General features: G+C 64.1%; 26 protein-coding genes. 25 read left to right on the top strand and 1 reads right to left on the bottom strand.

Annotated elements, in window-relative coordinates:
* Positions 1-235 precede the first annotated feature (235 nt).
* The 8 genes from rpsP to B2W22_RS00295 all read left to right on the top strand — a co-directional run bounded on the left by rpsP (position 236) and on the right by B2W22_RS00295 (position 6601).
* The gene (gene rpsP / locus B2W22_RS00330; protein WP_008165084.1) at positions 236-496 is read left to right on the top strand and encodes a 30S ribosomal protein S16; all 261 of its coding nucleotides are present in this window, start codon (positions 236-238) and stop codon (positions 494-496) included.
* Between the two features lie 126 nt (positions 497-622).
* On the top strand, positions 623-1240 hold the full coding sequence (gene rimM / locus B2W22_RS00325; RefSeq protein WP_175184955.1) for a ribosome maturation factor RimM: 618 nt from the start codon (positions 623-625) through the stop codon (positions 1238-1240).
* Positions 1240-2142 carry a tRNA (guanosine(37)-N1)-methyltransferase TrmD gene (gene trmD, locus B2W22_RS00320; RefSeq protein WP_254594233.1) on the top strand — a complete coding sequence of 301 codons (903 nt, stop codon included), beginning with the start codon at positions 1240-1242 and terminating at the stop codon, positions 2140-2142. Before rimM ends, trmD begins: the two co-directional genes overlap by 1 nt.
* 105 nt (positions 2143-2247) lie before the next feature.
* A complete protein-coding gene (locus B2W22_RS00315; protein ID WP_286935888.1) occupies positions 2248-2919 on the top strand; it encodes a helix-turn-helix domain-containing protein in 672 nt (223 codons plus the stop codon).
* Positions 2920-3015: 96 nt separating this feature from the next.
* On the top strand, positions 3016-3771 hold the full coding sequence (locus tag B2W22_RS00310) for an ABC transporter substrate-binding protein (protein WP_056571455.1): 756 nt from the start codon (positions 3016-3018) through the stop codon (positions 3769-3771).
* A 145-nt stretch (positions 3772-3916) separates the two neighbouring features.
* Positions 3917-4570, top strand: a complete 654-nt coding sequence (locus tag B2W22_RS00305; protein WP_175125042.1) for an amino acid ABC transporter permease — start codon at positions 3917-3919, stop codon at positions 4568-4570.
* A complete protein-coding gene (locus B2W22_RS00300) occupies positions 4567-5298 on the top strand; it encodes an amino acid ABC transporter ATP-binding protein (protein WP_175125041.1) in 732 nt (243 codons plus the stop codon). The genes B2W22_RS00305 and B2W22_RS00300 overlap by 4 nt, the downstream gene beginning before the upstream one ends.
* 13 nt (positions 5299-5311) lie before the next feature.
* A complete protein-coding gene (locus B2W22_RS00295; protein ID WP_286935887.1) occupies positions 5312-6601 on the top strand; it encodes an NAD(P)/FAD-dependent oxidoreductase in 1290 nt (429 codons plus the stop codon).
* 99 nt (positions 6602-6700) lie between these two features.
* Here B2W22_RS00295 and B2W22_RS00290 read toward each other — a convergent pair whose 3' ends face one another.
* On the bottom strand, positions 6701-9595 hold the full coding sequence (locus tag B2W22_RS00290; RefSeq protein ID WP_175139243.1) for a valine--tRNA ligase: 2895 nt from the start codon (positions 9593-9595) through the stop codon (positions 6701-6703).
* A gap of 321 nt (positions 9596-9916) precedes the next feature.
* Between B2W22_RS00290 and ndk the strand changes: the two genes are divergently transcribed.
* The 17 genes from ndk to rpsU all read left to right on the top strand — a co-directional run bounded on the left by ndk (position 9917) and on the right by rpsU (position 26594).
* Positions 9917-10342: a nucleoside-diphosphate kinase gene (gene ndk / locus B2W22_RS00285; protein WP_175125038.1), complete on the top strand. Its 426-nt coding sequence runs from the start codon at positions 9917-9919 to the stop codon at positions 10340-10342.
* Positions 10343-10386: 44 nt separating this feature from the next.
* Positions 10387-11541: a 23S rRNA (adenine(2503)-C(2))-methyltransferase RlmN gene (gene rlmN / locus B2W22_RS00280; RefSeq protein ID WP_286935886.1), complete on the top strand. Its 1155-nt coding sequence runs from the start codon at positions 10387-10389 to the stop codon at positions 11539-11541.
* Positions 11538-12032, top strand: a complete 495-nt coding sequence (locus tag B2W22_RS00275) for a helix-turn-helix domain-containing protein (RefSeq protein WP_175184960.1) — start codon at positions 11538-11540, stop codon at positions 12030-12032. The genes rlmN and B2W22_RS00275 overlap by 4 nt, the downstream gene beginning before the upstream one ends.
* Positions 12033-12046: 14 nt before the next feature.
* Positions 12047-13333: a flavodoxin-dependent (E)-4-hydroxy-3-methylbut-2-enyl-diphosphate synthase gene (gene ispG, locus B2W22_RS00270; RefSeq protein WP_175125035.1), complete on the top strand. Its 1287-nt coding sequence runs from the start codon at positions 12047-12049 to the stop codon at positions 13331-13333.
* A 54-nt stretch (positions 13334-13387) separates the two neighbouring features.
* Complete coding sequence (gene hisS, locus B2W22_RS00265; RefSeq protein WP_175125034.1) at positions 13388-14674, top strand: histidine--tRNA ligase; 1287 nt, start codon at positions 13388-13390, stop codon at positions 14672-14674.
* Positions 14675-14677: 3 nt separating this feature from the next.
* Positions 14678-15316, top strand: coding sequence for a YfgM family protein (locus B2W22_RS00260; RefSeq protein ID WP_175125033.1), 639 nt, complete (start codon positions 14678-14680; stop codon positions 15314-15316).
* 5 nt (positions 15317-15321) lie between these two features.
* Complete coding sequence (gene bamB / locus B2W22_RS00255) at positions 15322-16479, top strand: outer membrane protein assembly factor BamB (protein ID WP_286935885.1); 1158 nt, start codon at positions 15322-15324, stop codon at positions 16477-16479.
* A 25-nt stretch (positions 16480-16504) separates the two neighbouring features.
* Positions 16505-17857: a ribosome biogenesis GTPase Der gene (gene der, locus B2W22_RS00250; RefSeq protein ID WP_105238156.1), complete on the top strand. Its 1353-nt coding sequence runs from the start codon at positions 16505-16507 to the stop codon at positions 17855-17857.
* A gap of 3 nt (positions 17858-17860) precedes the next feature.
* A complete protein-coding gene (gene hisC, locus B2W22_RS00245) occupies positions 17861-18934 on the top strand; it encodes a histidinol-phosphate transaminase (protein ID WP_286935884.1) in 1074 nt (357 codons plus the stop codon).
* Between the two features lie 156 nt (positions 18935-19090).
* The gene (gene hfq, locus B2W22_RS00240; RefSeq protein ID WP_006218585.1) at positions 19091-19327 is read left to right on the top strand and encodes an RNA chaperone Hfq; all 237 of its coding nucleotides are present in this window, start codon (positions 19091-19093) and stop codon (positions 19325-19327) included.
* A gap of 84 nt (positions 19328-19411) precedes the next feature.
* Positions 19412-20518, top strand: coding sequence for a GTPase HflX (gene hflX, locus B2W22_RS00235; RefSeq protein ID WP_175125030.1), 1107 nt, complete (start codon positions 19412-19414; stop codon positions 20516-20518).
* Positions 20484-21782: an FtsH protease activity modulator HflK gene (gene hflK, locus B2W22_RS00230; RefSeq protein WP_175125029.1), complete on the top strand. Its 1299-nt coding sequence runs from the start codon at positions 20484-20486 to the stop codon at positions 21780-21782. The genes hflX and hflK overlap by 35 nt, the downstream gene beginning before the upstream one ends.
* Positions 21783-21800: 18 nt before the next feature.
* On the top strand, positions 21801-22703 hold the full coding sequence (gene hflC / locus B2W22_RS00225; protein ID WP_175125028.1) for a protease modulator HflC: 903 nt from the start codon (positions 21801-21803) through the stop codon (positions 22701-22703).
* A 267-nt stretch (positions 22704-22970) separates the two neighbouring features.
* Positions 22971-24128 carry an ATP phosphoribosyltransferase regulatory subunit gene (locus tag B2W22_RS00220; protein WP_175125089.1) on the top strand — a complete coding sequence of 386 codons (1158 nt, stop codon included), beginning with the start codon at positions 22971-22973 and terminating at the stop codon, positions 24126-24128.
* A 76-nt stretch (positions 24129-24204) separates the two neighbouring features.
* A complete protein-coding gene (locus tag B2W22_RS00215; RefSeq protein WP_175125027.1) occupies positions 24205-25500 on the top strand; it encodes an adenylosuccinate synthase in 1296 nt (431 codons plus the stop codon).
* 81 nt (positions 25501-25581) lie between these two features.
* The gene (locus tag B2W22_RS00210; RefSeq protein ID WP_056315724.1) at positions 25582-26124 is read left to right on the top strand and encodes a phosphoribosyltransferase; all 543 of its coding nucleotides are present in this window, start codon (positions 25582-25584) and stop codon (positions 26122-26124) included.
* A 257-nt stretch (positions 26125-26381) separates the two neighbouring features.
* Positions 26382-26594 (top strand): 30S ribosomal protein S21, encoded by a 213-nt coding sequence (gene rpsU, locus B2W22_RS00205; RefSeq protein ID WP_006218592.1) that lies wholly within the window; start codon positions 26382-26384, stop codon positions 26592-26594.
* The last annotated feature ends 14 nt before the right edge of the window (positions 26595-26608 follow it).

Here is a 26608-nt window from a genome sequence, read left to right as displayed (position 1 = left end):
GCCGCAGATGAAGGTACCGGCGAAACTGCGCACACGAAGGCGAGTGCAACCACGACCGGGCCACCTGCAGATCGAGCCGCAGCAGGGCTGGGCTCGTGCTTGTAGAATACCCGGATGTGGTGTTTTAGGATACAAATCGCACTGCATCACAGATTCTTCGGCACTCGCATTTGCCAGCAGGCTCCTTTCAGTGCTAGAATTTCCCGTTTTTCACAACTAATTCAAGGGATTACCTATGGTGGTGATTCGCCTGGCCCGCGGTGGGTCCAAGAAGCGTCCGTTCTACAACCTGGTGGCCACCGATTCGCGTAACCGTCGCGACGGCCGTTTTATCGAGCGCGTGGGTTTTTACAACCCCGTGGCTAGCGAAGGCACGGAAAACCTGCGCATTGCGCTGGATCGCGTGCAGTACTGGACCGGCACCGGCGCGCAACTGTCGCCCGCCGTCGAGCGTCTGGTCAAGGAATACTCAGCCAAGGTTTCCGCCGCGGCCTAATTGCCCGCGACGCACATCCTTAGCTGATTCTGGAGCAGCAGGTTTTCCACGCTTAGAGCCTCGCGCTTGAAAGCGGATATTCCTGGCTGCTTCATTGCTATCCAAGCCTGATAAAGAGCACGATAAATGCCTGATGCCGCAACCTCAAACGCGGCGCCTACGGATTTGGTCGAGCTGGGCCGCATCACTGCAGCCTACGGTGTGAAAGGCTGGGTTAAAGTGCAGCCGCATTCGGCCAACGCCGAAGTGCTGCTCTCAGCGTCTCAATGGTGGTTGACTCGCCCTGTGCCTGAATTGGCGCGGGGCGCTGTCGCGTCTGCGCCTGTCGCATTCAAGATCTTGCAAGTCCGTTCGCAGGGAGCCACCGTGGTGGCGCAACTGCAGGGCATCACGGATCGCGACCAGGCCGAAGCGTTGCGCGGACATACCGTGCAAGCGCCGCGCGGATCATTTCCCGCGCCCGAGGAAGACGAATACTACTGGGTCGATCTCATTGGTTGCGCGCTGTACTCCAGCGCCAACGGCGAACCCGCCCGAATTGGCGTGGTCAGCGAGGTCCTCGACAACGGCGCTCACGCCGTGTTGAAGGTCCTGCTGCAGAAGGGTGAAGGCGACAGCCTCGAACCCGTCCTGGACGCCAAGGGCCGACCCGCCGAAATGCTTGTACCGTTCGTACGCGCGCATATCCACGCCGTTGATCTGGCTGCCCGCCGCATCGACAGCGACTGGCCCGCGGATTTTTGATGCGTATCGACGTCGTTACGCTATTTCCCGAAATGTTCGGGGTGGTGCGCGACCTCGGCGTCACCGGCCGGGCCCACGCCCAGGGCCGGTGGCAGCTCCATGCCTGGAATCCCCGCGATTTCACGCATGACGTACACCGCACCGTGGACGACCGCCCCTATGGCGGCGGCCCCGGCATGGTGATGATGCCGGGCCCGTTGGAAGCCGCCGTCAATGCCGCCCAGCAGGCGCGCGCCGGACAGGGCCTGACTCCCGCCCCGGTGGCGCTGCTTGCGCCGGTCGGCCGGCGCTATGACCAGGCGGGCGCCGAAGCCTTGGCCGCCAGCGATGGCCTCATTCTCATCTGCGGCCGCTACGAAGGTGTGGACCAGCGCTTCATTGATCGCTGCGTCACGCAGGAAATTTCGCTCGGCGACTTCGTCCTCTCCGGTGGTGAAATCGCGGCGCTTGCCGTGATCGATGCCGCCGTGCGTCTTTTGCCAGGCGTGCTCAACGACGGCGATTCCGCCCTGCAGGATTCCTTCAACGACACCTTGTCCGGCCTGCTGGACAGCCCGCACTACACGCGCCCGGAGGTCTACGAGGGCGAAGCGGTGCCGGCGCCGCTGTTGAGCGGGCACCACGCCAATATCGCGCGCTGGCGGCGCGAGCGGTCGCTGGCGTTGACTGCCGCACGCCGGCCCGAACTCATCGAATCGGCGCGCGCGAAAGGCTGGCTGAGCAAGCTGGACGAGCGCTATCTGGCCGAGTTGGCCGGCACGCCGTTGCCTGCGGAGCCGGGCACAAGACGCCGTCGCCCGCGCAAGCCCGCCGCGGATGCCGCGCCCACGGGGCAGAACCAGCCCGACACCACCCCGGATTCCAGCGCCGATCCCAAGCGCAATCCGTCCGACGCCTCCTGACTGTCGCGCCGGCCCGCCACGCCCACAACGCTAGGGAAGTCCCTGGATTGTGGGCGTTTTTGCGGCTCCTTAGTATTGAAAATTACATGCACATGAAATTTTCATATGAGCCGCTCTGCCGCCGTTCGCCGTGCCAGCGCAGCACCCTCGTCGCCCGCCCACGCGCAGCGGCCGGAGTCGGCCGTCGATCTGTGGCTGGGTCAGCAGTTGCGTCAGTTGCGCAAGCAACAGGGACGGTCGCTGGCTGACGTCGCCCGGGCCTGCGGCATGTCGCTCGGCCTGCTGAGCCAGATCGAAAGAGGGTTGAGCTCGGCCTCCGTCAAAGTCCTTCATCTCCTGGCGCGCGAGTTTCGCGTGTCGGTCAATGCGTTGTTGCGCAACGCCGAGCATACCGGCGGCGAAGAGGATGGCCGCGTCGCCCGCGCGGGCACGCACCGCCATATCGACCTGAAGGAAAAGGGCATCAGCAAAGAGATGTTCACGCCCTCGGCCTGCCGCAGCATGGACCTGTGCCGCGCATCCATCGCGCCCGGCGGCTCCACCGGCACCGAGCTCTTCGTGACGGGGCAGGGCGAGCAGATCGGCCTGGTGCTCAAGGGCGTGCTCGAACTATGGGTGGGCGACCGCGTCATCCGTCTGCAAGCGGGCGACAGCTTTTGCTACGCCAGCAGCACGCCGCGCCGCTGGTGCAATCCGGGGACGCAGACGACCGAGGTCATCTGGGCCATCTCCAACATCACTCAAGCCGCGGAGGACAACACGCCACAAGCGCCCTGAGCGCGCAGCACTCAAGCGGCGGAACGCGCGGGGAGCGTGCCGCCACCGGACGCGCCACACGCGGCCCGGCCTTCTTTGCCACGATGAGGATATGTCATGAAATTCAAGACTCTTGTTGTCTCTGTATTCGCAGCATTGTCCATGGCGGCGGGCGCCCAAGCCCAGACGGTATTGAAGGTGGGGTCCACGCCCACCGGCAGCCCATTCACCTTTCTCGATACCAAGACGAACAGCATCGAGGGCGTGATGGTCGACATCGTGAAAGCGGTGGGCAAGGAGGCCGGGTTCTCGGTGCAGATAGAGCCCATGGCGTTTTCCGCACTGATCGGATCGCTGACATCCAAGCGCATCGACATCGTGTCGGCGGCGATGTTCATCACGCCGCAGCGCCAACAGGTGGTGAGCTTTTCCGAGCCCGTCTATCGCTACGGCGAGGGCCTCATGGTGCTCAAGACCGACAACAAGGAATACAAGTCCTTCGCCGACATGAAGGGCATGACCGTCGGTGTGCAGGTCGGCACGGCCTTTGTCGAGCCCATTCAAAAGAGCGGCGTCTTCAAGGAAGTGAAGCTTTACGACAACCCGCCAGACATGATGCGCGACGCCAACGCCGGCCGCATCCAGGGCGGCTTCATGGACTATCCCATCGCTGCGTACGTCCTGTCGCAGGGCAACTATCCCAACCTGAAGATGGCGCAGTCGTACCAGCCGACGATCATGGGAAGCCTTGGGCTTGCCACGCGCAAGGACGACACCGAGCTGCTTGATCGGATCAACAAGGCGCTGGCCAAGCTGAAAGCCGACGGCGCCATCGACGCGATCCTGAAGAAGTGGGGTCTGGGCGGCGCGTGATGCCGGTCGGGCCGACTCAGTTCAGGCATTTGCAGCATCCCGCCGGCGCGTTCGGTCGCGTCGGCGGACGCAGCGCATCCGCGGCACTTCTCTGGCCGTTTCCCAAGCGGTCATCGCGGGCTGTCTTCTTGGAGTGGGTGGACTCATGACGGAATTCTTGAAAGACGCGGCAGAGTTCATGCCGATCCTGCTGGAGGGCGCCAAGCTCACCATTCTGGTCACGCTGGGTTCCCTTGCGCTGTCCACGGTACTGGGCCTGGTATGGGCGTTGATGCGGGTGTCCGGCAACAAATATCTGTCGGGCTTCAGCGCGGGCCTTGTCAATCTGCTGCGCGGCATTCCGATCATCGTGCTGCTCTTCTACATCTACTTCGTGATGCCGGACATGGGCGTGTCGCTGAGCGCTGTGCATGCGGCCATCATCGGCCTGGGCATCGCCTATTCGGCCTATCAGGCGGAGAACTTCCGTGCGGGCATCCAGGCGATCGACCGAGGTCAGATCGAGGCGGCGATGGCCATGGGCATGGGTTGGGGCCTCACGATGCGGCGCGTCGTGCTGCCGCAGGCCGTAAAGATCGTCCTGCCGCCGTACGGCAACATCATGATCATGATGCTGAAGGACTCGTCGCAGGCGTCCACCATCACCGTCGCCGAGCTGGCGCTGCAAGGCAAGCTCATCGCCGTATCCACCTTCAAGAACGCCACGGTGTTCACACTGGTGGCGCTGATGTACCTGGTGATGTGCGTGCCGCTCATCCTGCTGGTGCGGCATCTGGAAAAGCGGAGCGCCATCAAATGATCAGCCTGCAAGGCGTAAGGAAGAGCTTTGGTCCGCTCGAGGTCCTGAAAGGCATCGACGCCGAAGTCGGGCAGGGCGAGGTCGTGTGTGTGGTGGGTCCGTCCGGCTCGGGCAAGTCGACCATCCTGCGGTGCATCAACGGACTGGAACGCTACAACGCCGGTCGCATCACCGTGGACGGCGAGCTCGTCGATTGCGACGCGCCTTCCATCGTGTCGATCCGCACGCAGGTGGCGATGGTGTTCCAGCGCTTTAACCTGTTTCCGCATCGCACGGCGCTGGAAAACGTCATCGAAGGCCCGATCTTCGTGAAGAAGGAACCTCGCGCCCTGGCGGTGGAGCGCGGCCGCGAATTGCTGGCCAGCGTGGGGCTGGCGGACAAGGAGCACGCGCATCCGAACCAGCTATCCGGCGGACAGCAGCAGCGCGTGGCGATCGCGCGGGCGCTCGCGATGCAACCCAAGGCGATCCTGTTCGACGAGCCCACCTCGGCGCTCGATCCCGAACTGGTCGGCGATGTGCTGGGTGTCATGCGCAAGCTGGCCGAGGCCGGCATGACGATGGTCGTCGTCACCCACGAAATGAGCTTTGCGCGCGAGGTCGCCGACCGTGTCATGTTCTTTGACGGCGGCGTCATGGTGGAGCAGGGCGCCGCCCGCGAAGTGCTGAATCATCCGCAGCATCCGCGCACGCAGGACTTCCTGCGGCGCGTGCTGCATCCCATGTAAGGAAGGAAGCCCCATGCAGCCAGCGCCGTTTCCGCTTTCCCCGTCACTGTGGGCGGCCACCGCGGCGCCGCCGCCGCCCACCGGGCCGCTGGACGCGTCGGCGCAGGCCGATGTCGCCGTGATCGGCGGCGGTTATGCCGGCTTGTCCACCGCGTTGCACCTGGCCGAGCGCGGTGTGAAGGTCGTACTGCTGGAGGCGCGCGAGATTGGCTTCGGCGGATCGGGCCGCAACGGCGGCCAGGTCATTCCCGGATTGAAGTACGACCCGGATGATCTGATTTCGATGTTCGGCCCCGAGCGCGGGGAGCGGCTGACACGGTTTGCCGGCGCGACGGCGGACGTGGTTTTTGACCTGATCGAACGGCATGCGATGGACGTGCCGCGCGTGCGCGCCGGATGGATCCAGGGCGCGCACACGCCGCAGGCGCTGCGGATCGCGCAAGGCCGCGCGGCGCAATGGGCGCGCCTTGGCGCGGACGCCCAGCCGCTGGACCGCGCGCAGGTCGCGCGCCTGATCGGCACGGATAAATACCTGGGCGGATGGGTCGACCGGCGTGCAGGGGCGGTGCAGCCGCTGAGTTACGCGCGGGGCCTGGCGCGCGCCGCGCTGAATGCGGGCGCGACGCTGCACACCGACACGCCCGTCACCGGTCTGAGGCGTGACGGCGGCAAGTGGACGGTGTCCACGGCTCGCGGTTCCTCGGTCAGCGCCGATCGCGTGGTGATGTGCACCAATGCCTACGGCGGCGATCTGTGGCCCGGTCTCAAGCCGTCGATCATCGACGCCAACACGTTCCAGGTGGCAACCGCGCCGCTGCCGGACCGCATCCGCGCGGGCATATTCCCCGAGGGCCACGTCACCTCCGACACGCGCAACCTGTTGCTGTACTTTCGTCTGGATCACCAGGGCCGCTTGCTGATGGGTGGCCGCGGCCCCTTCCGCGAGCCCAAGGGCGAGTCGGACTGGGCGCATCTTGAGCGCGTGATGGTGAAGATGTTTCCGCAGGTGGCGGGCACGCCCTTTGAATACCGCTGGTGCGGCCGGGTTGCCGTCACGCGCGACTATCTGCCGCATCTGCATGCGCCGCAGCCCGGGTTGCTGGTGGACATCGGCTGTCAGGGCCGCGGCGTCGGCTTGCAGACCTGCATGGGCGCGGCCATGGCCGAATATGTCGCCACCGGCGATGCCAATGCGTTGCCCGTGCCGCTGTCGCCGATCGTGCCGTTTCCGCTGTATCCGCTCCGCCGCCTGTACGTCAATGCAGTGGTGAGCTGGTACCGCATGACGGACGGCGGGGTTTGAAGAACGGCCGCGTCCGCGACCCGATCCCCGCCAAACCCCAAAAACAAAAAACCCCGGAACGATGTCCGGGGTTTCTGGGCTTCACATCAGGCGCTGGGATCAGTCGCCCAGCTTGGCGCGCTGCTCCTGCACCTTCTGCAGGGTTTCGCTGAACTGCGCCATGCGGGCCTTTTCCTGTTCGACGACGGCGGCGGGGGCGCGCTCGACGAAGCTGGCGTTGGACAGCTTGCCCTTGGCCTTGGCGATTTCACCGGCCAGACGGGCGATTTCCTTGTCCAGGCGCACGCGCTCGGCGGCCACGTCGACTTCAACGTGCAGCATCAGGCGGCTGCTGCCCACGACCTGCACGGGCGCGCCGGCGTCGGGCAGCACGTCCAGCACGTCGACCTGGCTCAGCTTGGCCAGCGCGGCCAGGTACGGCGCGTTGCGCGTCAGCATCGGCGCGTCGCCCTGGGCGCACAGCGGCACCTTCTGGGCGGGCGACAGGCTCATCTCGCCGCGCAGCGCGCGCACGGCTTCGACCTGAGCCTTCAGTTCGGCCACGTCGGCTTCGGCGGCGGTGTCCACCGCATCCGGGTTGGCCTTCGGGTAGGGCTGCACGCTGACACTGGCGGCAACGCCTTCCTTGCGCTTGCCGGCCACGACAGACACCTTCTGCCACAGCTCTTCCGTGATGAACGGGATGATCGGGTGGGCCAGGCGCAGCACGCATTCCAGGACGCGGATCAGCGTGCGGCGGGTGCCCAGTTGCTGGGCCGGCGTGCCGGTCTGGATCTGCACCTTGGCCAGTTCCAGGTACCAGTCGCAGTATTCGTCCCACACGTAGCGATAGAGCGCGTTGGCGATGTTGTCGAAACGGTAGTCGGCAAAACCGCGCGCCACGTCGGCTTCCAGCGTCTGCATCTGGCTGATGATCCAGCGGTCCACGAAGGACAGCTCGCCGGCATCCGGCACCGTCAGGTCATGGCCTTCGGTGTTCATCAGCACGAAGCGCGTGGCGTTCCATAGCTTGTTGCAGAAATTGCGGTAGCCCTCGCAACGCTTCAGGTCGAAGTTGATGTTGCGGCCCAGCGTGGCGTAGGCCGCCATGGTGAAGCGCAGCGCGTCGGTGCCGTAGGCGGGGATGCCGTCCGGGTACTGGCGGCGCGTGGCCTTTTCGATCGCGCCGGCCTGCTTCGGGTTCATCAGGCCGTAGGTGCGCTTGGCGACCAGGCCGTCCAGGTCGATGCCGTCGATCAGGTCCACCGGGTCCAGCGTGTTGCCCTTGGACTTGCTCATCTTCTGGCCGTCGGCGTCGCGGATGAGGCCGTGCACGTAGACGTGCTTGAACGGGATCTGGCCGGTCAGGTGCGTGGTCAGCATGACCATGCGCGCCACCCAGAAGAAGATGATGTCAAAGCCCGTGACCAGGACGCTGGAGGGCAGGTAACGCTGCAGGTCCGGCGTGTTTTCAGGCCAGCCCAGCGTCGTGAAAGGCACCAGGCCCGACGAGAACCACGTGTCCAGCACGTCGGGATCGCGCGTGAGCGGACCCGTGACGCCAGCGGCGCGCGCCTGTTCGATCGCGCCGGCTTCGTCGTGGGCGACGAACACCTGGCCGTCTTCCGAGTACCAGGCCGGAATCTGGTGGCCCCACCAGAGCTGGCGCGAAATGCACCAGTCCTGGATGTTGTTGAGCCACTGGTTGTAGATGGTGGTCCAGTTGTCCGGGTAGAACTGGATGCGGCCGTCGGCCACGACTTCCAGCGCAACCTCGGTGATGCTCTTGCCCGGGTTCAGCGTGCCTTCCGGCGCGGGCTTGCTCATGGCAACGAACCACTGGTCGGTCAGCATGGGCTCGAGCACGACGCCGGTGCGGTCGCCCTTGGGCTGCATCATCTTGTGCGGCTCGACCTTGACCAGATAGCCCTCGGTCTCCAGTTGCGCAACAACGGCCTTGCGGGCCTCGTAGCGTTCCATGCCCTGGAACTGCTGGGGACCGTTTTCGTTGATGTGCGCGTCCAGCGTGAAGATCACGATCAGCGGCAGATCGTGACGCATCGCGCAGGCGTAGTCGTTGAAGTCGTGAGCGCCCGTGATCTTCACGCAGCCCGTGCCGAATTCGGGGTCGACGAAGTCGTCGGCAATGATGGGAATGTTGCGGTCGCAAAGCGGCAGTTCGACCTGCTTGCCCACCAGGTGCTTGTAGCGGGGATCGTCGGGATGCACGCACAGCGCGCCGTCGGCCAGCATGGTTTCCGGACGGGTCGTGGCGATGGTCATGCCGCGCAGGGTGACGGTCTGGCCATCCTTGTCGACGATGGTCTGCGGGCCGTCAACGAACGGGTACAGGATGTGCCACATGTGGCCATCGGTCTCTTCGGACTGCACTTCCAGGTCGGACACGGCCGTGAGCAGCTTGGGATCCCAGTTGACCAGGCGCTTGCCGCGATAGATCAGTCCCTGTTTATGCAGACGGACAAAGGTTTCCACCACGCCGCGCGACATGCGGTCGTCCATGGTGAAGTATTCGCGCGGCCAGTCGGCCGAGGCGCCCAGGCGGCGCACCTGTCCGGTGATGGCGCTGCCCGACTTTTCCTTCCATTCCCACACTTTCTCGACGAACTTCTCGCGGCCCAGGTCGTGGCGCGAAACCTTTTGGGCGTCGAGCTGTCTTTCAACGACGATCTGCGTGGCGATGCCGGCGTGGTCGGTGCCGGGGATGAACACGGTGTCGTCGCCCGACATGCGGTGGTAGCGCACCAGCCCGTCCATGATGGTCTGGTTGAACGCGTGGCCCATGTGCAGCGTGCCCGTGACGTTGGGCGGCGGGAACTGGACGACGTACGGCTGGCTTTCCGTCCCCGTTTCCACATGCTGGCCCGCGGCGAAGTACCCGCGCTTGTCCCACTCGGCATACCAGCGGGATTCCAGTTCGGAGGGTTCGAAGCTCTTCGAGAGTTCCGGGGTTTCGCCGGCGATGGGCGCGGCGTTCGGGGGAGCAGCTTGAGTCATTACTAAGTTCCGGCAGACAGGGGCGCCCGGGTAGGGAGCGGGCAGCAAACCACTCATTTTAAGATGTATTGCGGTCTTCTCGGCGTGTTAGAATGCCGGGTTGCTGTAAACCTTTTAGAAGTCCCTGAATTCATTGAGGATTCCTTCGGAAATGCGTGCAGAATCATAGGATTCGCGTGCAACCGGAATCCCGCTTGCATTCCAGGATGCGTCCGACAGGTCGGCAGTGTCGAATCCTGTTTTGGCGGTGGTTCAGAACGGCCCGAGCCCCGCCAAGCAATTAACTAGAAACCCGTCAGAAATCAGTTTTCGGAGTCTTTTATGTCCATCCAACGCACCCTCTCGATCATCAAGCCCGACGCCGTCGCCAAGAACGTGATCGGCCAGATCGTCGGCCGTTTCGAGCAAGCCGGCCTGAAGGTCATCGCCGCCCGCCTGACCCAACTGTCGCGCGCCGACGCCGAGCGTTTCTACGCCGTGCACGCCGCCCGTCCCTTCTTCAAGGACCTGGTCGACTTCATGATCTCGGGCCCCGTGTTCGTGCAAGTGCTGGAAGGCGAAGACGCCATCCAGAAGAACCGCGACCTGATGGGCGCCACGGACCCCAAGAAGGCTGAAGCCGGCACCATCCGCGCCGATTTCGCCGACAGCATCGACGCCAACGCCGTCCACGGCTCCGACGCTCCGGAAACGGCCGCTGTCGAAGTGGCTTTCTTCTTCCCCGAAATCAACATCCACAGCCGTTAATTTTTGGCTTAAGTTGTTGAAAGCGCTTTAAGTTTTACCTGGTTATGGAATCTGTCGAACGAATCAATCTGCTGGGGCTGGACGGCTCCGCCCTGTCCGAATTGGTCGGGCAGTGGGGCGGCAAGCCGTTTCGTGCCCGCCAGTTGCAGCGCTGGATGCACCAGCGCGGCGCCGATTCGTTCGACGCCATGACCGACCTGGCCCGCGATTTTCGCAGCCAGCTTGCGTCGAATTGCCGCATCGAGGCATTGCCCGTCAACATCGAGCAGCGCTCGACCGACGGCACCCGCAAGTGGCTGTTCGACGTGGGGCAGGGCAATGCCATCGAAACCGTCTTCATCCCCGAAGACGACCGCGGCACACTGTGCATTTCCAGCCAGGCCGGCTGCGTGGTGAACTGCCGCTTCTGCTCGACCGGGCACCAGGGCTTCAACCGCAACCTGAAGACCAGCGAAATCATCGGCCAGTTGTGGTGGGCCAAGCGCGTGCTCGAAGCCGACATCGGCACGGCCCGCCTTGAAAGCGCCCGCACCACCGAAGACACGCGCGTCATCAGCAACGTCGTCATGATGGGCATGGGCGAACCCCTGCTCAACTACGACCAGGTCCTGCCCGCGCTGCGCCTGATGCTCGACGACAACGCGTACGGCCTGTCGCGCCGCCGCGTCACCGTGTCTACCTCCGGCGTCGTCCCCATGATGGACCGCCTGTCGCAAGACTGTCCCGTGGCACTGGCCGTTTCGCTGCACGCGCCCAACGACGCGCTGCGCGACGAGCTCGTGCCGCTGAACAAGAAATACCCGCTGAAAGAGTTGCTGGCTGCCTGCGAACGCTATCTCGCGTTTGCGCCCCGCGACTTCATCACGTTTGAATACTGCATGCTGGACGGCATCAACGACACCGACCAGCACGCCAAGGAACTGATCCACATTGCACGCCAGGTGCGCTGCAAGCTGAACCTCATCCCGTTCAACCCATTCCCCGCCTCCGGCCTGAAGCGATCGGCCTCGGCGCGGGTGAAGGTGTTTGCCCAACGTCTCATGGACGCCGGCATCATCACCACGGTCCGCAAGACCCGGGGCGACGACATCGATGCGGCTTGCGGCCAGCTGGCCGGAGAGGTGCGGGACCGCACTCGGATCACCGAGCGCAATGCCGCACAGCGCCAGACCATACCAATTAAACAGGTGCACGCATGACGCAGGATTTCGCTTCTGCAGTTTCCGACTCGTCCGCCGCCGCGGTGGGCAGCGTGGGCGCCGCCTTGCGCGGCCTGCGCCTATCCAAGGGCTGGTCGCTCGACGAGGTCTCCAGCCGCATCAAGTTTTCCACCAAGCAGATCGAAGCCCTTGAAAACGAACAGTGGGATCACCTGCCCACCGGCGTTTCCTTGCGCGGCCTCGTCCGCAACTATGCGCGCCTGCTGGGCGCCGACGCCGAGGCCATCGTCGATTCGCTCGACCCCAAGGCCCGCGTCACGGGCCCGGCCAAGCTCAGCCCCAGTTCGCTGCATTCGGCGCATTCCATTCCCCAATCCAGCGCCGACGACGACCGCTCGTCCACGACGTCCTGGGGCTGGCTGATCGCCATCGTGCTGGTGCTGGCCGCCGGCGTGGCATATGCCTTCTGGCAAGGTTGGCTGCCGCAGCAGTGGCTGCCGGCCGACTGGCTGCCGAAGTCGACCAAGTAACACGGTTCCACCCGATGCAAGATTCTTCTCTGCCTTGCCAGGACGCGCCGCCTCCCCCGGTGGGAGCCGCAGCGCGCCGCGCCACGCGTTCCGTGGCGATCAAGTGGGGCGATCGCGTCGTGACGGTGGGCGGAGACGCCCCGGTCGTGGTCCAGTCCATGACCAACACCGACACCGCGGACGCCATTGCCACCGCGATCCAGGTCAAGGAGTTGGCGCTGGCCGGCTCCGAGCTCGTGCGCATCACCGTGAACACGCCGGAAGCCGCGCGCGAGGTCGTCGCCATCCGCGAACAGCTCGACCGCATGGGCGTGAACGTGCCGCTGGTGGGCGACTTCCACTACAACGGCCACAAGCTGCTGACGCAGTTTCCGGAATGCGCCCAGGCGCTGTCCAAATACCGCATCAACCCCGGCAACATGGGGGGCGGCAAGCGCCGCGACGACAACTTCGCGCAAATGATCGAAGTCGCCTGCCGCTACGACAAGCCGGTGCGCATCGGCGTCAACTGGGGCAGCCTCGACCACGAACTCATGGCGCGCAAGATGGACGAAAACAGCCGGCGCGCCCAGCCCTGGGAAGCGCAGGCCGTCATGCGCGATGCGCTCGTTGTTTCGGCCATCAGCAATGCCCAGCGCGCCGAAGAACTCGGCCTGCGGCGCGACGCGATCATCCTGTCGTGCAAGGTCAGCCATGTCCAGGATCTCATCGCGGTCTACCGTGATCTGTCCGCCCGTTGCGACTATCCCCTGCATCTTGGGCTGACCGAGGCGGGCATGGGCAGCAAGGGCATCGTGGCTTCGACCGCCGCGCTTGCCGTGCTGATGCAGCAAGGTATCGGCGACACCATCCGCATTTCGCTCACGCCTGAACCCGGCGGCGAGCGCAGCCGCGAAGCCATCGTCGCGCAGGAAATCCTGCAGACCATGGGACTGCGCGCCTTCACGCCAATGGTCGTCGCCTGCCCGGGCTGCGGCCGCACCAGCAGCACGTTCTTCCAGGAACTTGCCGACAGCATCCAGTCGTTCCTGCGCCGGCAGATGCCGGTGTGGCGCGCGCAATACCCCGGCGTCGAATCCATGAACGTCGCGGTGATGGGTTGTGTGGTCAATGGGCCGGGCGAAAGCCGTCATGCCGACATCGGCATCAGCCTGCCGGGTACCGGCGAAGTGCCGGCCGCGCCGGTGTTCGTCGACGGCGAGCGTACGGTGACGCTCAAGGGCGACCATATCGCCGAAGAGTTCCAGGCCATCGTTGAAGAATACGTTGCGCGCCGTTATGGCGCGCTCGCCTCTCACTAAAGTAAGGGTGTAGCCACTGGTGCGCGTCTCGGGCGCGCCAGCGGCATGATCAAGATGACTCAAGCTTTCCAGAAAGTCGCCGCCATACGCGGCATGAATGATCTGCTGCCGGGGGCTAGCGCCCGCTGGGAGCAATTCGAGGAAATCGTGCGCGGCTGGCTGCGCGGCTATGGCTATCGCAATGTGCGCACGCCGGTGCTTGAGCATACGCGCCTGTTTGCGCGCGGTATCGGCGAAGTCACCGACATCGTCGAAAAAGAGATGTACACGTTCACCGACGCGCTCAACGGCGAATCGCTGACCATGCGCCCCGAGATGACCGCCGGCATCGTGCGCGCCTCCATCGAGCACAACCTGCTCTACGACCGTCCGCAACGCGTCTACTCCATCGGTCCCGTCTTCCGCCACGAGCGCCCGCAGCGCGGCCGCTACCGCCAGTTCCACCAGATCGACGTCGAGGCCCTTGGCTTTGCCGGTCCCGATGTGGACGCGGAACTCATCGTCATGCTGGCCCGCCTCTGGAAGCTGCTGGGCCTGAAGGACGTGCGCCTTGAACTCAATTCGCTGGGCCAACCTGCTGAGCGCGCCGCGCATCGCGCTGCCCTGATCCAGCATCTGGAAAAGCACCGCGACATCCTCGACGAGGACGGCCAGCGCCGCATGTACAGCAATCCGCTGCGCGTCCTGGACACCAAGAATCCCGCCATGCAGGAAATGGCCGACAGCGCGCCGCGTCTGTTCGACTTCCTGGGCGAAGAGTCCCGCGCGCACTTCGATGGCGTGTGCCAGCGCCTCACCGACGCCGGCATCGAATACCGCTTGAACCCGCGTCTGGTCCGCGGCCTGGACTACTACAACCTCACCGTCTTCGAATGGGTCACCGACCGTCTCGGTTCCCAAGGCACGGTTTGCGGCGGCGGCCGCTACGACGGCCTGGTCGAACTCTTGGGCGGCAAGACCGCGCCGGCCGTGGGCTTTGCCATCGGCATGGAACGTCTGCTTGACCTCTGGGAACAAAGCGTTGAAATCGCCGCGCCGGCCGAGTGCGATGTCTACATCGTGCATCAGGGCGAAGACGCGCAGCGCCTGGCCGCCCGGGTCGGCGAAGACCTGCGCGACGCGGGCCTCTCGGTCATCGTGCATGCCGGATCGGCTGGCTTCAAGTCGCAATTCAAGCGCGCGGACGCCAGCGGCGCCCGCGTTGCGGTTATCCTTGGCGCCGACGAAGTGGCGTCGCAGACGGCCAGCGTCAAGTTCCTGCGCGCAGAAGAGCAGGGCGAGGCGGCGCAGCAACAGGTTCCGCTGGCAAAGCTGGCCGACGCATTGAACAACAAGGGTTAAGGCATGGCATACGATCTTGAAGAACAGGAAAAACTCGACGCGATCAAGGCGTGGTGGGCCCGCTACGGGACGCTGCTGCTGGCCCTGACGACGGTGGTGCTCCTGGCTTGGGGCGGCTGGTGGGGCTGGAAGGCGTACGAATCGCATCAGGCCAACCAGGCCATGGGTTACTTCGAAGCGCTGGAAGACGCCGCTCGCCTGGGCGGCGCCGATTCCTCGGTGCGCATCAAGACCGCCGCCTCGACGCTGCGCGAAAAATATCCCAACACCGGCTATGCCGCGCGCGGCGCCCTTGTGGCAGCGCAGGCCCTGCAGGCGCAAAAGGACGACGCCGGCGCCCGCGAACAGCTCGAATGGCTGGCTGGCCAAGGCAAGAACCCCGCCATGCAAGCCGTGGCGCGCCTGCGTCTGGCAGGCATGATGCTGGACCAGAAGCAATACGACGCCGCGCTGGCGCAGTTGAACAATCCGCCGGCCGCCTTTGCCGCCTTGTTCGCTGACCGCCGCGGCGACGTGCTGGCTGCGCAAGGCAAGCGCGAGGAAGCGCGCGCGGCCTGGCAGAGCGCCATTGATGGCCTGGGCCTGGCCAATCCCCTGACCCAGGTTGTGCAACTGAAACTGGATGCCTTGAGCGGAGCGTGACTGTAATGCGTAAATTTGCACCTGGCCGTACGTGGCGCGGCGCCGTTCTGCTGGCAAGCCTGCTTGCCCTGGGTGGTTGCGGCATGTTTTCCCATGACGACGGCCGTTACGATCCCGCGCCCTTGACCGAATACAAGGCCGGCATGTCCGTGCGCCAGGTCTGGTCCACGTCCGTCGGCAGCGGCTCCGGCCTGGGCTTCGCGCCCACCGTGCTCGGCGACGCCATCTATGCTGCGACGCCTGACGGCTCCGTCGGCAAGTTCGATCTGCAGAGCGGCCGTGTCATCTGGAAGGCCAAGGCCGACACCAAGTTGTCTGCCGGCGCCGGCAGCGATGGCACCACCACCGCCGTGGCGTCCCCCAACGGCGACGTCATCGCCTTCGACGACACCGGCAAGGTGAAATGGAAGGTCCGCGCCACCAGCGACGTCGCCATCCCGCCGGTTGTCGGCTACGGCATCGTCGTTGTTCGCAGCGGCGACTATCGCATCCAGGCCTTCGACGCCAACAGCGGCGAGCGCGTCTGGAGCGTGCAGCGTCCAGGCCCCTCGCTCGCCTTGCGCAGCGTTGCGCAGATGGTCCTGGCCGAAGGTCTGGTCATCACGGGGTTGCCTGGCGGCAAGCTCCTTGCCATCGCATCAAACAGCGGCAACGTGCAATGGGAAGGCACCGTCGCCACGCCGCGCGGCGCTGGCGACCTAGAGCGCCTGACCGACGTGGTCGGCGCGCCTCGCATCGCCGGCAACCTGCTGTGCGCCGTCGCTTATCAGGGACGTATCGTTTGCTTCGACGTCACCGCTGGCGGCCGTCCGCTCTGGACGAAAGACTTCTCCAGCGTCAGCGGCCTCACCCTGGACGACCGCTTCGCCTTTTCCGCCGACCAGAACAGCGTGGTCAACGCGTTTGCGCTGGATAATGGCGGTAATCTCTGGAAGCAGGCCGCCCTGAAGAACCGCCAGGTCACCGCTCCGGCTATGCTGGGGGGTGCGCTGGCTGTCGGCGATCTGGACGGATATGTGCATTTCCTGTCGCGCAGCGATGGCAGCCTGATGGCGCGTCTGTCGGTGGGTGGCGGCGCGGTCGTGTCGCCGCCGCAGACGACGCCCCAAGGCGTGCTGGTCCAGACGGGCAATGGCAATCTCGTCCTGATCGGCACCAACTGAACCTTATAAAACAAAGCCTTTTACCGTGTCTTTCAAGCCTGTCGTTGCCCTGGTCGGCCGCCCCAATGTGGGGAAATCGACCCTTTTCAACCGCCTGACGCGATCGCGCGCCGCGCTGGTGGCCGATTATTCCGGCCTGACCCGCGATCGCCATTACGGCGAGGGCAGGGTGGGCGATATTCCGTTCATCGCCATCGATACCGGCGGCTTCGAGCCCGTGGCCAAGGACGGCATCCTGCTCGAAATGGCCCGCCAGACCCGGCAGGCCATTGCCGAGGCGGACGTCGTCGTGTTCCTGGTGGATGCGCGCGCGGGCATCAACGCGCACGACCACGAAATTGCGCAACTGCTGCGCAAATCCGGCCAGCAGCGCGTGCTGCTGGCGGTGAACAAGGCCGAAGGCATGGGCCTGGGGCCCGCCATCGCCGAGTTCCATGAACTCGGCCTGGGCCAGCCCTATCCGATTTCGGCGGCGCATGGCGACGGCATCGTCGATCTGATCGAGCTCGCGCTCAAGGATCTGGCCGAACCGCCTGCCGAAGAAGAACCTGCCGAAGAAGGCGAACACGATCACCGCATCAAGCTGGCGATCGTGGGCCGTCCCAACGTGGGCAAGTCCACGCTCATCAACACGTTCATGGGCGAAGAACGCGTCATCGCGTTCGACATGCCAGGCACCACGCGCGACGCGATCGAAATCGATTTCGATCGCGACGGCCGCCGCTACACGCTCATCGACACCGCCGGTCTGCGCAAGCGCGGCAAGGTGTTCGAGGCCGTCGAAAAGTTTTCCGTCATCAAGACCTTGCAGGCCATCGAGGCCAGCAACGTGGTGCTGCTGATGCTCGACGCGCAAACCGAAATCTCCGAGCAGGACGCGCACATCGCCGGGTTCGTGCTGGAAACCGGGCGTGCCGTGGTTGTGGCCGTCAACAAGTGGGATGGCCTGGACGGCGAAGAAAAGGAACGCATCGAGCGCGAGTTCAACCGCAAGCTGCGCTTCCTGTCATTCGCGCGCGTCCACACGATCTCGGCGCTGCGCGGGCAGGGCATCAAGCCCTTGCTCAAGTCCATCAATGCCGCACACGCCGCCGCGTTTGCCAAGCTGTCCACGCCCAAGCTCACGCGCGAGCTGCAAGCCGCGGTCGAACAGCAGCAGCCGCCGCGCAAGGGCATCTTCCGTCCCAAGTTGCGCTACGCGCACCAGGGCGGACAGAACCCGCCGCTGGTCGTTATTCACGGCAATGCGCTGGACGCGATTCCCGACTCGTACCGCCGGTACCTCGAAACGCGTTTCCGCAATGCGTTCGACCTGGCCGGTACGCCGCTGCGCATTGAATTCAAGTCTTCGCACAACCCCTACACGCAGGAAAGCTGATCCATGAGCCGTTTCTGGAGTCCCGTTGTCGGGACGCTCAGTCCGTATGTGCCGGGCGAGCAGCCCAAGCTTCAGAATCTGGTCAAGCTGAACACCAACGAGCACCCTTACGGGCCGTCGCCCAAGGTGCTCGATGCGATCCGCGCGGCCTGCGACGACACGCTCAAGCTCTATCCGGATCCGTCCTCGGACCGCCTGCGCGAGGCCATCGCTACGGCCGTCGGCGCGCAGCCGCAGCAGGTGTTCGTGGGCAACGGATCCGACGAGGTGCTGGCGCACGCATTTCTTGCGCTGCTCAAGCATGATCGCCCGCTGCGGTTCCCGGACATTACCTACAGCTTTTACCCGGTGTATTGCGGCCTGTACGGCATCGAGTTCGAAACGATGCCGCTCACCGCGGACTTCCGCATCGACGTCGAAGACTACCTGCCGGCGCGCCACGGTCAGGCCGGCGCCATCATCTTCCCGAACCCCAATGCCCCCACCGGTCGCGCACTCAGCGCCGCCGAAGTCGAACGCATCGTCGCCGGCAACCCTGACACGGTCGTCGTCGTGGACGAGGCGTACGTGGATTTCGGCGCCGAATCGGTGATCCCGCTGGTCTCGCGCTACGACAACCTGCTGGTGGTGCAGACGCTTTCCAAGTCGCGCTCGCTGGCTGGTTTGCGCGTGGGCTTTGCCGTGGGCAGCGCCGCGCTCATCGACGGCCTGGAGCGGGTAAAGAACAGTTTCAACTCCTACCCCATCGATCGGCTGGCATCCGCCGGCGCAGTGGCGGCGCTGGAGGATACGGAGTATTTTGAGCAGACCCGCAACGCCGTGATCGAAACCCGGTCGCGCATGACCGCAGGGCTGGAGTCGTTGGGCTTCGAGGTGCTCCCGTCGGCGGCGAACTTCGTGTTTGCACGCCACCCGGAAAAAGACGCCGCGACGCTCGCCGCCGCCCTGCGTGAACGCAGCATCATCGTGCGTCATTTCCGTCATGCGCGGATCGACCAATTCCTGCGCATCACGGTAGGTACGGAAGGCCAATGCGACATGCTTCTGCAAGCGCTCGACAAGATCCTGCAGGCGTGATTTCAAGGGCTTTTCAGCTGGAAAACTCTGGTCTCATTTTTGCTTCCCGGCCAAGTAGCACGGGCCGGGAAAACCCTGTAGAGTACGTGTTTCGGCGTGCTCCACCAGTACAAAAAGCGCGTCATCACTCAATAACAATCAAATGGAGCCTGGCCAATGAGCAATAAAGGGCAAACTCTGCAAGATCCGTTCCTCAACACGCTGCGCAAGGATCATGTGCCCGTGTCGATCTACCTCGTGAACGGCATCAAGCTTCAAGGGCAAATCGAATCCTTCGACCAATACGTGGTGCTGCTGCGCAATACGGTCACCCAAATGGTCTACAAGCACGCCATCTCGACCGTCGTTCCCGCGCGTGCCGTCAATTTTCAAGTGGAAGTCCCTGCTGAGTAATCTCGCTCCAGCTTTACCTTTTATTGCCCGCCAGACGGTTCCCGTCGGCGGGCATTTTCGCTTTGGCTCGAATATGGTGCATGTATGCGCGCTCTGATCATCAGTGTGGATCTCGGTGATCCGGACTTCACGGCGCACGCCGAGGAATTCGCCATGCTGGCCAAGGGCGCGGGCGCCGAAATCGTCGGCACCCTGACGGCCCGCCGCGATCGTCCGGACGCCAAGTTCTTCATCGGCTCCGGCAAGGCCGACGAGGGCGTCGCGATGGCGCAGGCGCTGCTCGCCGATATCGTCCTTTTCGATCAGCCTTTGTCGCCCGCCCAGCAACGCAACCTTGAACGCGCCTTCAACTTGCGCGTGGTGGATCGCGTCGCCCTCATCCTGGATATCTTCGCGCTGCGCGCAAAGAGCCACGAAGGCAAGCTGCAGGTCGAACTGGCCCAGCTCCAGCATCTGGCCACGCGCCTCACGCGCATGTGGAGCCACCTGGAGCGGCAGCGTGGCGGCATCGGGATGCGAGGCCCCGGCGAATCCCAGCTCGAAATGGACCGCCGCATGATCGGCGCCAAGGTCAAGACGCTGCGCGAACGGCTCGACAAAGTCGAGCGCCAGCGCATCACCCAAAGGCGCGCCCGCGCGCGGGGTGGGGCGCTGTCGGTGTCCCTGGTCGGCTATACCAACGCCGGCAAGTCGACGCTGTTCAACGCGCTGACCCGGGCCGACGCCTACGCCGCCGACCAGCTCTTTGCCACGCTGGACACGACGACGCGCCGCATCTGGATCGAAGGCGCCGGATCGGTGGTGGTGTCAGACACCGTGGGCTTCATCCGCGACCTGCCTCACAACCTTATTGCTGCCTTCCGGGCCACCCTCGAAGAAACCGTGCACGCCGACCTGCTGCTGCATGTGGTGGACTCGGCCAGCCCGCAGCGGGATGAGCAGATTTTCGAAGTGAACAAGGTCCTCGCCGAAATAGGCGCTGCCGCGATTCCAACCATTCTGGTATACAACAAGATCGACCGGGCGGGATTGGAACCGCGGGTGGAGCGCGATGCACATGGTACGATTGCGCGAGTATTTGTAAGCGCCACCGAGCGCGCCGGTTTGGATGCGTTGCGCGGGGCAATTGCGGAGACCGGACAGATTGTGGGAAACAATGCCGCGAATTATCAAACTCTTCAATCTGAATGACCCCGGTTGGGGTCGTGGAAACAACAATGGCTCCGAGCCGCCGCCCAAGCGGCCCCAAGGCAACGGAGACGGCCCTCCTGACCTGGACGAGGTCTGGCGCGATTTCAACAATCGCATCGGGAACCTGTTCGGGCGCAAGGGCGGTGGCGGCAATAACCGCCCCGGCAACCGCGGCGGCATGACGCCGCCATCCCCGCGCGGCACACGCATCGGCCTGGGCGTCATTGCTCTGGTCGCGGCGGGCATCTGGCTGGCCAGCGGCTTTTACATCGTGCAAGAAGGCCAGGTCGCGGTCGTGACCCAATTCGGCAAGTACAAGAGCACGTCGCAAGCCGGTTTCCAGTGGCGTCTGCCGTACCCCATTCAAAGCCATGAAATCGTCAACGTGTCGCAACTGCGCACGTTCGAAGTCGGATTCCGTGGCGGCGCGCGCAACAAGGTTCTGCCCGAAGCGCTGATGCTCACGACGGACGAGAACATCGTCGATATGCAGTTCGTCGTCCAGTACCGCCTGAAGGCAGACGGCGCGCCCGACTATCTCTTCAAGACGCGCGACCCGGACGAGTCCGTGCGCCAGGCATCCGAAACCGCCATGCGCGAAGTCGTGGGCAAGCAGTCGATGGACTTCGTGCTGTACGAAGGCCGTACGACGGTGGCTTCCCAAGTCCAGGCGCTGATGCAGCAGATCCTCGATCGCTACCAGACGGGCGTGCAGATCAGCACCGTCGCCATCCAGAACGTGCAGCCGCCCGAGCAGGTGCAGGCCGCGTTCGACGACGCCGTCAAGGCCGGTCAGGATCGCGAGCGCCAGATCAACGAAGGCCAGGCCTACGCCAATCAGGTCGTGCCGCTGGCCAGCGGTCAGGCATCGCGCATGACGGAACAGGCTGAAGGTTACAAGGCCAAGGTCGTCGGCGATGCGCAAGGTAATACGTCGCGCTTCACCAGCATCCTGGGCGAATACGAAAAGTCGCCTCAAGTCATGCGCCAGCGCATGTACCTGGAAAGCATGCAGGACATCTTCACCCGCGCCAGCAAGGTCATGGTCGATACCAAGAGCAACAACAACATGTTGTATTTGCCCCTGGACAAGATCATGCATCTGGCCGCTCAGGACGCAGGCAAGTCGAACATCGGCAGCTCTGGCTCGCCCGTGTCCAATGCGCCTGTCCAGCAGCCTCCGCGCGGTACGGCCGCGCCGGTGCCGCAGCCTTCCGGCAGCAGCAATAGCAACACGCTGCCCCGCGACCGTATGTCGCGCTAATCCGGAGGAGTCCTGAACATGAATCGTCTTATGCCCATCCTGGTCGGCCTGCTCATCGTGCTGGCCCTCCTTTCCTCCAGCGTTTTCGTGGTGCGCGAGCGCGACTATGCCTTGGTGTTCTCGCTGGGCGAGGTCCGCCGCGTCATCAGCGAACCTGGCCTTTACTTCAAGGTTCCGCCGCCTTTCCAGAATGTCGTCACGCTCGACAAGCGCATTCTGACCATCGAAACCAACGAAGCCGAGCGCATCCAGACTTCCGAAAAGAAGAACCTGCTGATCGACTCCTACGTCAAGTGGCGCATTGCGGATCCCCGCGTGTTCTATGTGACGTTCGGCGGCAACGAGCGCGCGGCCCAAGAGCGTCTGCAGGCTCAGATCCGCGACGCCCTGAACGCGTCGGTCAACGTGCGTACCGTGCGGGACGTGGTCTCGACCGAACGCGACAAGATCATGACGGAGATCCTGGAAAACGTCGCCAAGCGTGCCGAGCCCCTGGGCGTGCAGATCGTCGACGTGCGCCTGCGCCGCATCGAGTTCGCACCGGAAATCTCCGAGTCGGTCTACCGCCGCATGGAAGCCGAGCGTACCCGCGTCGCCAACGAGCTGCGTTCCATCGGCGCCGCCGAAGGCGAGAAGATCCGCGCCGAAGCCGATCGCCAGCGCGAGGTCATCGTGGCCCAGGCGTACGCCAAGGCCCAGGGCATCATGGGTGAGGGGGACGCCGCAGCGGCAGCCATCTACGCCCAGGCCTATGGCAAGAACCCGGACTTCTACACGTACTACAAGAGCCTGGAAGCCTATCGGGCATCGTTCTCCAAGCCGGGCGATGTGCTGGTCGTGGACCCCAGCTCCAGCTTCTTCCAGTTCATGAAGGATCCGGCGGGCGCTGCCTTGGCGCCGGTCACCGTGCCGGCCAAGTGATCTTGCCCAGCTAGCACGAACGAAAAGCCCCTCGGGTCCCCGAGGGGCTTTTCTGCTTCAGGCGGGACGACTTCCGCCCGGTATCGAGGGCGCAGCCGGGCAGTCCGGCCACGCCCGACCCACGGCTGGCGCTCGCGGCTGAACCATGTACAATACCGCGTAAGCTAGAAAACATTCCGCAGCGGCTGAGCGGGCTTACGCCCCTCAGCCGCTTTTCGTTTGGGCGACGCCCACGCATCACTTGGCGTTATTCAGGTAAACACATTCATGGGTAACTGGCTGCTGCCCGAAAGCCTTGCCGACGTACTTCCGGCAGAGGCTCGGCGCATCGAGGAACTGCGCCGCGAACTTCTCGATCTTTACCGTACTTACGGGTTCGAGCTGGTCGCGCCGCCCCTGGTCGAGTACATCGATTCATTGCTGTCGGGCACCGGTAGCGATCTGGATCTGCGCACCTGCAAGCTGGTCGACCAGCTTTCGGGCCGCACGCTGGGCGTGCGCGCGGACATGACTCCCCAGGTTACGCGCATCGACGCGCACTTGCTGAACCGCGCGGGCGTCACCCGCCTGTGTTACTGCGGCAACGTGCTACATGCGCGCCCCTCGGACTTGCTGTCAAGCCGCGAATTGCTGCAGATCGGCGCTGAAATCTACGGCCATGCCGGATTTGAAGCCGACCTCGAAATCATCCAGCTCGTGCTGGAAACGGTTGCCATCGCTGGCGTTCGCAATCCGCGCCTGGATCTGTGTCATTCCGGCGTGCTTCGCGCCATCCTGAAATCGGACCCGGCAGCGGCCGAACTGGCGCAGGACGCCATCCGGCTGATGCGCGACAAGGATGTGCCCGGATTGGGTGAGCTCGTGGCGCGCGCGCCCGGCATCCGTCCGGAAACGTTGAAGGCGCTGCAGTTGCTGCCCACGTTGTACGGTGGTCCCGAAGTGCTCAAGGTTGCCCGTCGCGACCTGCCGGCATTGCCGGGTGTCGCCGAGGCGCTCGACGCGCTTCAGGCGGTGGTGGATGCGACGCCGAACGTGTCGTTCAGTGTGGATCTGGCCGACGTGGGCGGTTACGCTTACCACACGGGCGTCAAGTTCGCCCTGTACGCCGAAGGCTGGCACGACGCGTTGGTCAGTGGTGGCCGCTACGACGACGTCAGCCGCGCGTTCGGCCGCGCGCGTCCGGCCACGGGCTTCAGTCTTGATTTACGCAAGCTGGCGGCGGGTCTGCCGCCGGCGGAAAGGGCGCGAGCGGTTCGTGCGCCCTGGGGGCAAGCCCCCGCTCTGACCGAGGCGGTTCGCCGCTTGCGCCGGTCAGGGGAAATCGTCGTTCAGGTATTGCCCGGTCACGAGCAGGATCAGGACGAATTCGTTTGCGATCGCGAGCTGGCGCTGCAGGATGGCGTCTGGACGGTCAAAACGCTGTGACTAACTCCCTCTCGGAAACGAGGGGGCCGCGGGGAGATTTCCGGATTTCCCGAGAAACTCGAAATTGATTCGTATCATGAGCAAGAACGTAGTCGTAATCGGCACCCAATGGGGTGACGAGGGCAAGGGCAAGATCGTCGACTGGCTGGCGGAATCCGTCCAGGGCGTGGTCCGCTTCCAGGGCGGTCACAATGCCGGCCATACGCTGTGGATCAATGGCAAGAAGACGATTCTTCGCCTGATCCCGTCGGGCATCATGCACCCCGGCGTCACCTGCTTCATCGGCAATGGCGTCGTGCTGTCCCCGGAAGCCCTGCTCAAGGAAATCGAAGAGCTGGAGGCCGCCGGCCTGGATGTGCGTTCGCGCCTGCAGATCTCCGAGATCTGCCCGCTGATCCTGCCGTACCACGTCGCCATCGACAAGGCGCGTGAAGCACGCAAGGGCGAAGGCAAGATCGGCACCACCGGTCGCGGCATCGGCCCGGCCTACGAAGACAAGGTCGCCCGCCGTGCCCTGCGCGTGCAAGATCTCTTCAATCCTTCGCTGTTCGACGAAAAGCTCGCCGAAGTGCTGGATTACCACAACTTCGTGCTGACCAAGTACCTGGGCGCGGAAGCCGTCTCGGCCAACGAAGTCCGCGATCAAGCCATGGCGCTCGCGCCGGCCATCGCCCCGATGGTCAAGGATGTCTCGAGCAACCTGTACGCCATGCAGCAGGAAGGTAAGCGCCTCCTGTTCGAAGGCGCACAAGGCGCGTTGCTGGACGTCGATCACGGCACGTACCCCTTCGTCACCAGCAGCAACTGCGTGGCAGGTGCGGCCTCGGCCGGCGCCGGCGTGGGTCCCCAGCAACTGGATTACGTCCTAGGCATCACCAAGGCGTACACCACGCGCGTCGGCTCCGGCCCGTTCCCCACGGAACTGGTCGACGAGATCGGCACCCGCCTGGCCACCATCGGCAAGGAATTCGGTTCGGTCACGGGCCGTCCGCGCCGCTGCGGCTGGTTCGACGGCGCGGCGCTGAAGCGTTCGGTCCGTCTGAACGGTATTTCCGGTCTGTGCATCACCAAGCTGGACGTGCTGGACGGCCTGGAAACCATCCAGTTGGGCGTCGGTTATCGCGTCAATGGTGAATTCCGCGACGTGCTGCCCTATGGCGCGCACGCCGTGGCGCAGGCGCAACCGGTGCTCGAAGAGCTGCCCGGCTGGAGCGAGTCCACCGTCGGCATCACCGAATACGCCAAGCTGCCCGCCGCGGCGCGCCGCTACCTCGAGCGCGTGGCGGAAGTCTGCGGTGTGCCGATCGACCTCGTGTCCACCGGTCCGGACCGCAACGAGACCATTGTTTTGCGTCATCCCCTGAAGGGCTGACATCGGGTTATTATTCCCAAGGCCGCCGCCGGTCATACCGGCGGCGGCCTTTTCGTATTTTTGTGCAGGAGATGCTTGCCTATGAGCACGCCGACCAGTGACGATAGCCATCTGTGGGTAACGTGGGACGATTACAACCGCTTGATCGAGCGCCTTACTTTGCAGGTGCATCAGTCGGGCTGGAAGTTTGACAAGATTCTTTGCCTGGCGCGCGGCGGTATGCGTGTAGGCGACGTCATGTCGCGTATTTTTGACGTGCCGCTGGGCATTCTTGCCACCAGCAGCTATCGCGAAGCAGCCGGCACCAAGCAAGGCGACATGGACATCGCCCAGTTCATCACCATCACCCGCGGCACGCTTTCCGGCCGGGTGTTGCTGGTGGACGACATGGTGGATACCGGCAAGACGTTCAATAAGGTGTTCGATCACCTGAAGAGCCAGTTCGCCGACATCACCGAATTGCGCAGCGCCGTGCTGTGGTGGAAGGGGCATTCCCTGGCAACGCCCGACTATTACGTCGAGAAGCTGCCCACGAATCCCTGGATTCACCAGCCGTTTGAAGATTACGACAGCTTGCGTCCCCATCAGCTGGAAGCCTGGATCCGCAAGGGTTCCCAGAGCTGATCGCAAGCGGGGCAGGGACGGGGTGCTGGCCGCAGTCGAGCGCTGGCAGTAGGCAAACCGTCCTTACCCATGCTAGAATCGCTGGTTATCGCTAAACCGAACTTGGCTTGTTACTCTCTGGGTAGTCTTTGGGTAACGGAAACAGCCAGCTCAAACCCGGGCGAAAGCGTGCCCGGGTTGCGCTTTCAAGGCGTTGCTGGAAAAGCAAGCCAGGTTTGTCATCAACTTTGTTACCCTACAAGCAGGCCAATTACTTTATGCCTATCGTTCGACTGAAGGAAAACGAACCGTTTGAAGCCGCTCTGCGCCGCTTCAAGCGCACCATCGAAAAGACCGGTTTGCTCACCGAACTGCGCTCGCGCGAGTTCTATGAGAAGCCCACCGCCGAGCGCAAGCGCAAGCATGCCGCCGCCGTGAAGCGCCACTACAAGCGCATCCGTAGCCAACAACTGCCCCCGCGCCTGTATTGATTTCTGATTCCCGA

Source organism: Achromobacter sp. UBA4530, from assembly GCF_002388205.1.
Lineage (GTDB): Bacteria > Pseudomonadota > Gammaproteobacteria > Burkholderiales > Burkholderiaceae_B > Achromobacter > Achromobacter animicus.
Note: the sequence above shows the minus strand (reverse complement) of the source record. Positions and strands in the feature narration are given on the sequence as shown.

Coding starts and splice junctions, on each gene's coding strand:
- rpsP (WP_008165084.1), top strand. CDS start 236: ATGGTGGTGATTCGCCTGGCCCGCGGTGGGTCCAAGAAGCGTCCGTTC.
- rimM (WP_175184955.1), top strand. CDS start 623: ATGCCTGATGCCGCAACCTCAAACGCGGCGCCTACGGATTTGGTCGAG.
- trmD (WP_254594233.1), top strand. CDS start 1,240: ATGCGTATCGACGTCGTTACGCTATTTCCCGAAATGTTCGGGGTGGTG.
- B2W22_RS00315 (WP_286935888.1), top strand. CDS start 2,248: ATGAGCCGCTCTGCCGCCGTTCGCCGTGCCAGCGCAGCACCCTCGTCG.
- B2W22_RS00310 (WP_056571455.1), top strand. CDS start 3,016: ATGAAATTCAAGACTCTTGTTGTCTCTGTATTCGCAGCATTGTCCATG.
- B2W22_RS00305 (WP_175125042.1), top strand. CDS start 3,917: ATGACGGAATTCTTGAAAGACGCGGCAGAGTTCATGCCGATCCTGCTG.
- B2W22_RS00300 (WP_175125041.1), top strand. CDS start 4,567: ATGATCAGCCTGCAAGGCGTAAGGAAGAGCTTTGGTCCGCTCGAGGTC.
- B2W22_RS00295 (WP_286935887.1), top strand. CDS start 5,312: ATGCAGCCAGCGCCGTTTCCGCTTTCCCCGTCACTGTGGGCGGCCACC.
- B2W22_RS00290 (WP_175139243.1), bottom strand. CDS start 9,595: ATGACTCAAGCTGCTCCCCCGAACGCCGCGCCCATCGCCGGCGAAACC.
- ndk (WP_175125038.1), top strand. CDS start 9,917: ATGTCCATCCAACGCACCCTCTCGATCATCAAGCCCGACGCCGTCGCC.
- rlmN (WP_286935886.1), top strand. CDS start 10,387: ATGGAATCTGTCGAACGAATCAATCTGCTGGGGCTGGACGGCTCCGCC.
- B2W22_RS00275 (WP_175184960.1), top strand. CDS start 11,538: ATGACGCAGGATTTCGCTTCTGCAGTTTCCGACTCGTCCGCCGCCGCG.
- ispG (WP_175125035.1), top strand. CDS start 12,047: ATGCAAGATTCTTCTCTGCCTTGCCAGGACGCGCCGCCTCCCCCGGTG.
- hisS (WP_175125034.1), top strand. CDS start 13,388: ATGACTCAAGCTTTCCAGAAAGTCGCCGCCATACGCGGCATGAATGAT.
- B2W22_RS00260 (WP_175125033.1), top strand. CDS start 14,678: ATGGCATACGATCTTGAAGAACAGGAAAAACTCGACGCGATCAAGGCG.
- bamB (WP_286935885.1), top strand. CDS start 15,322: ATGCGTAAATTTGCACCTGGCCGTACGTGGCGCGGCGCCGTTCTGCTG.
- hisC (WP_286935884.1), top strand. CDS start 17,861: ATGAGCCGTTTCTGGAGTCCCGTTGTCGGGACGCTCAGTCCGTATGTG.
- hfq (WP_006218585.1), top strand. CDS start 19,091: ATGAGCAATAAAGGGCAAACTCTGCAAGATCCGTTCCTCAACACGCTG.
- hflX (WP_175125030.1), top strand. CDS start 19,412: ATGCGCGCTCTGATCATCAGTGTGGATCTCGGTGATCCGGACTTCACG.
- hflK (WP_175125029.1), top strand. CDS start 20,484: ATGCCGCGAATTATCAAACTCTTCAATCTGAATGACCCCGGTTGGGGT.
- hflC (WP_175125028.1), top strand. CDS start 21,801: ATGAATCGTCTTATGCCCATCCTGGTCGGCCTGCTCATCGTGCTGGCC.
- B2W22_RS00220 (WP_175125089.1), top strand. CDS start 22,971: ATGGGTAACTGGCTGCTGCCCGAAAGCCTTGCCGACGTACTTCCGGCA.
- B2W22_RS00215 (WP_175125027.1), top strand. CDS start 24,205: ATGAGCAAGAACGTAGTCGTAATCGGCACCCAATGGGGTGACGAGGGC.
- B2W22_RS00210 (WP_056315724.1), top strand. CDS start 25,582: ATGAGCACGCCGACCAGTGACGATAGCCATCTGTGGGTAACGTGGGAC.
- rpsU (WP_006218592.1), top strand. CDS start 26,382: ATGCCTATCGTTCGACTGAAGGAAAACGAACCGTTTGAAGCCGCTCTG.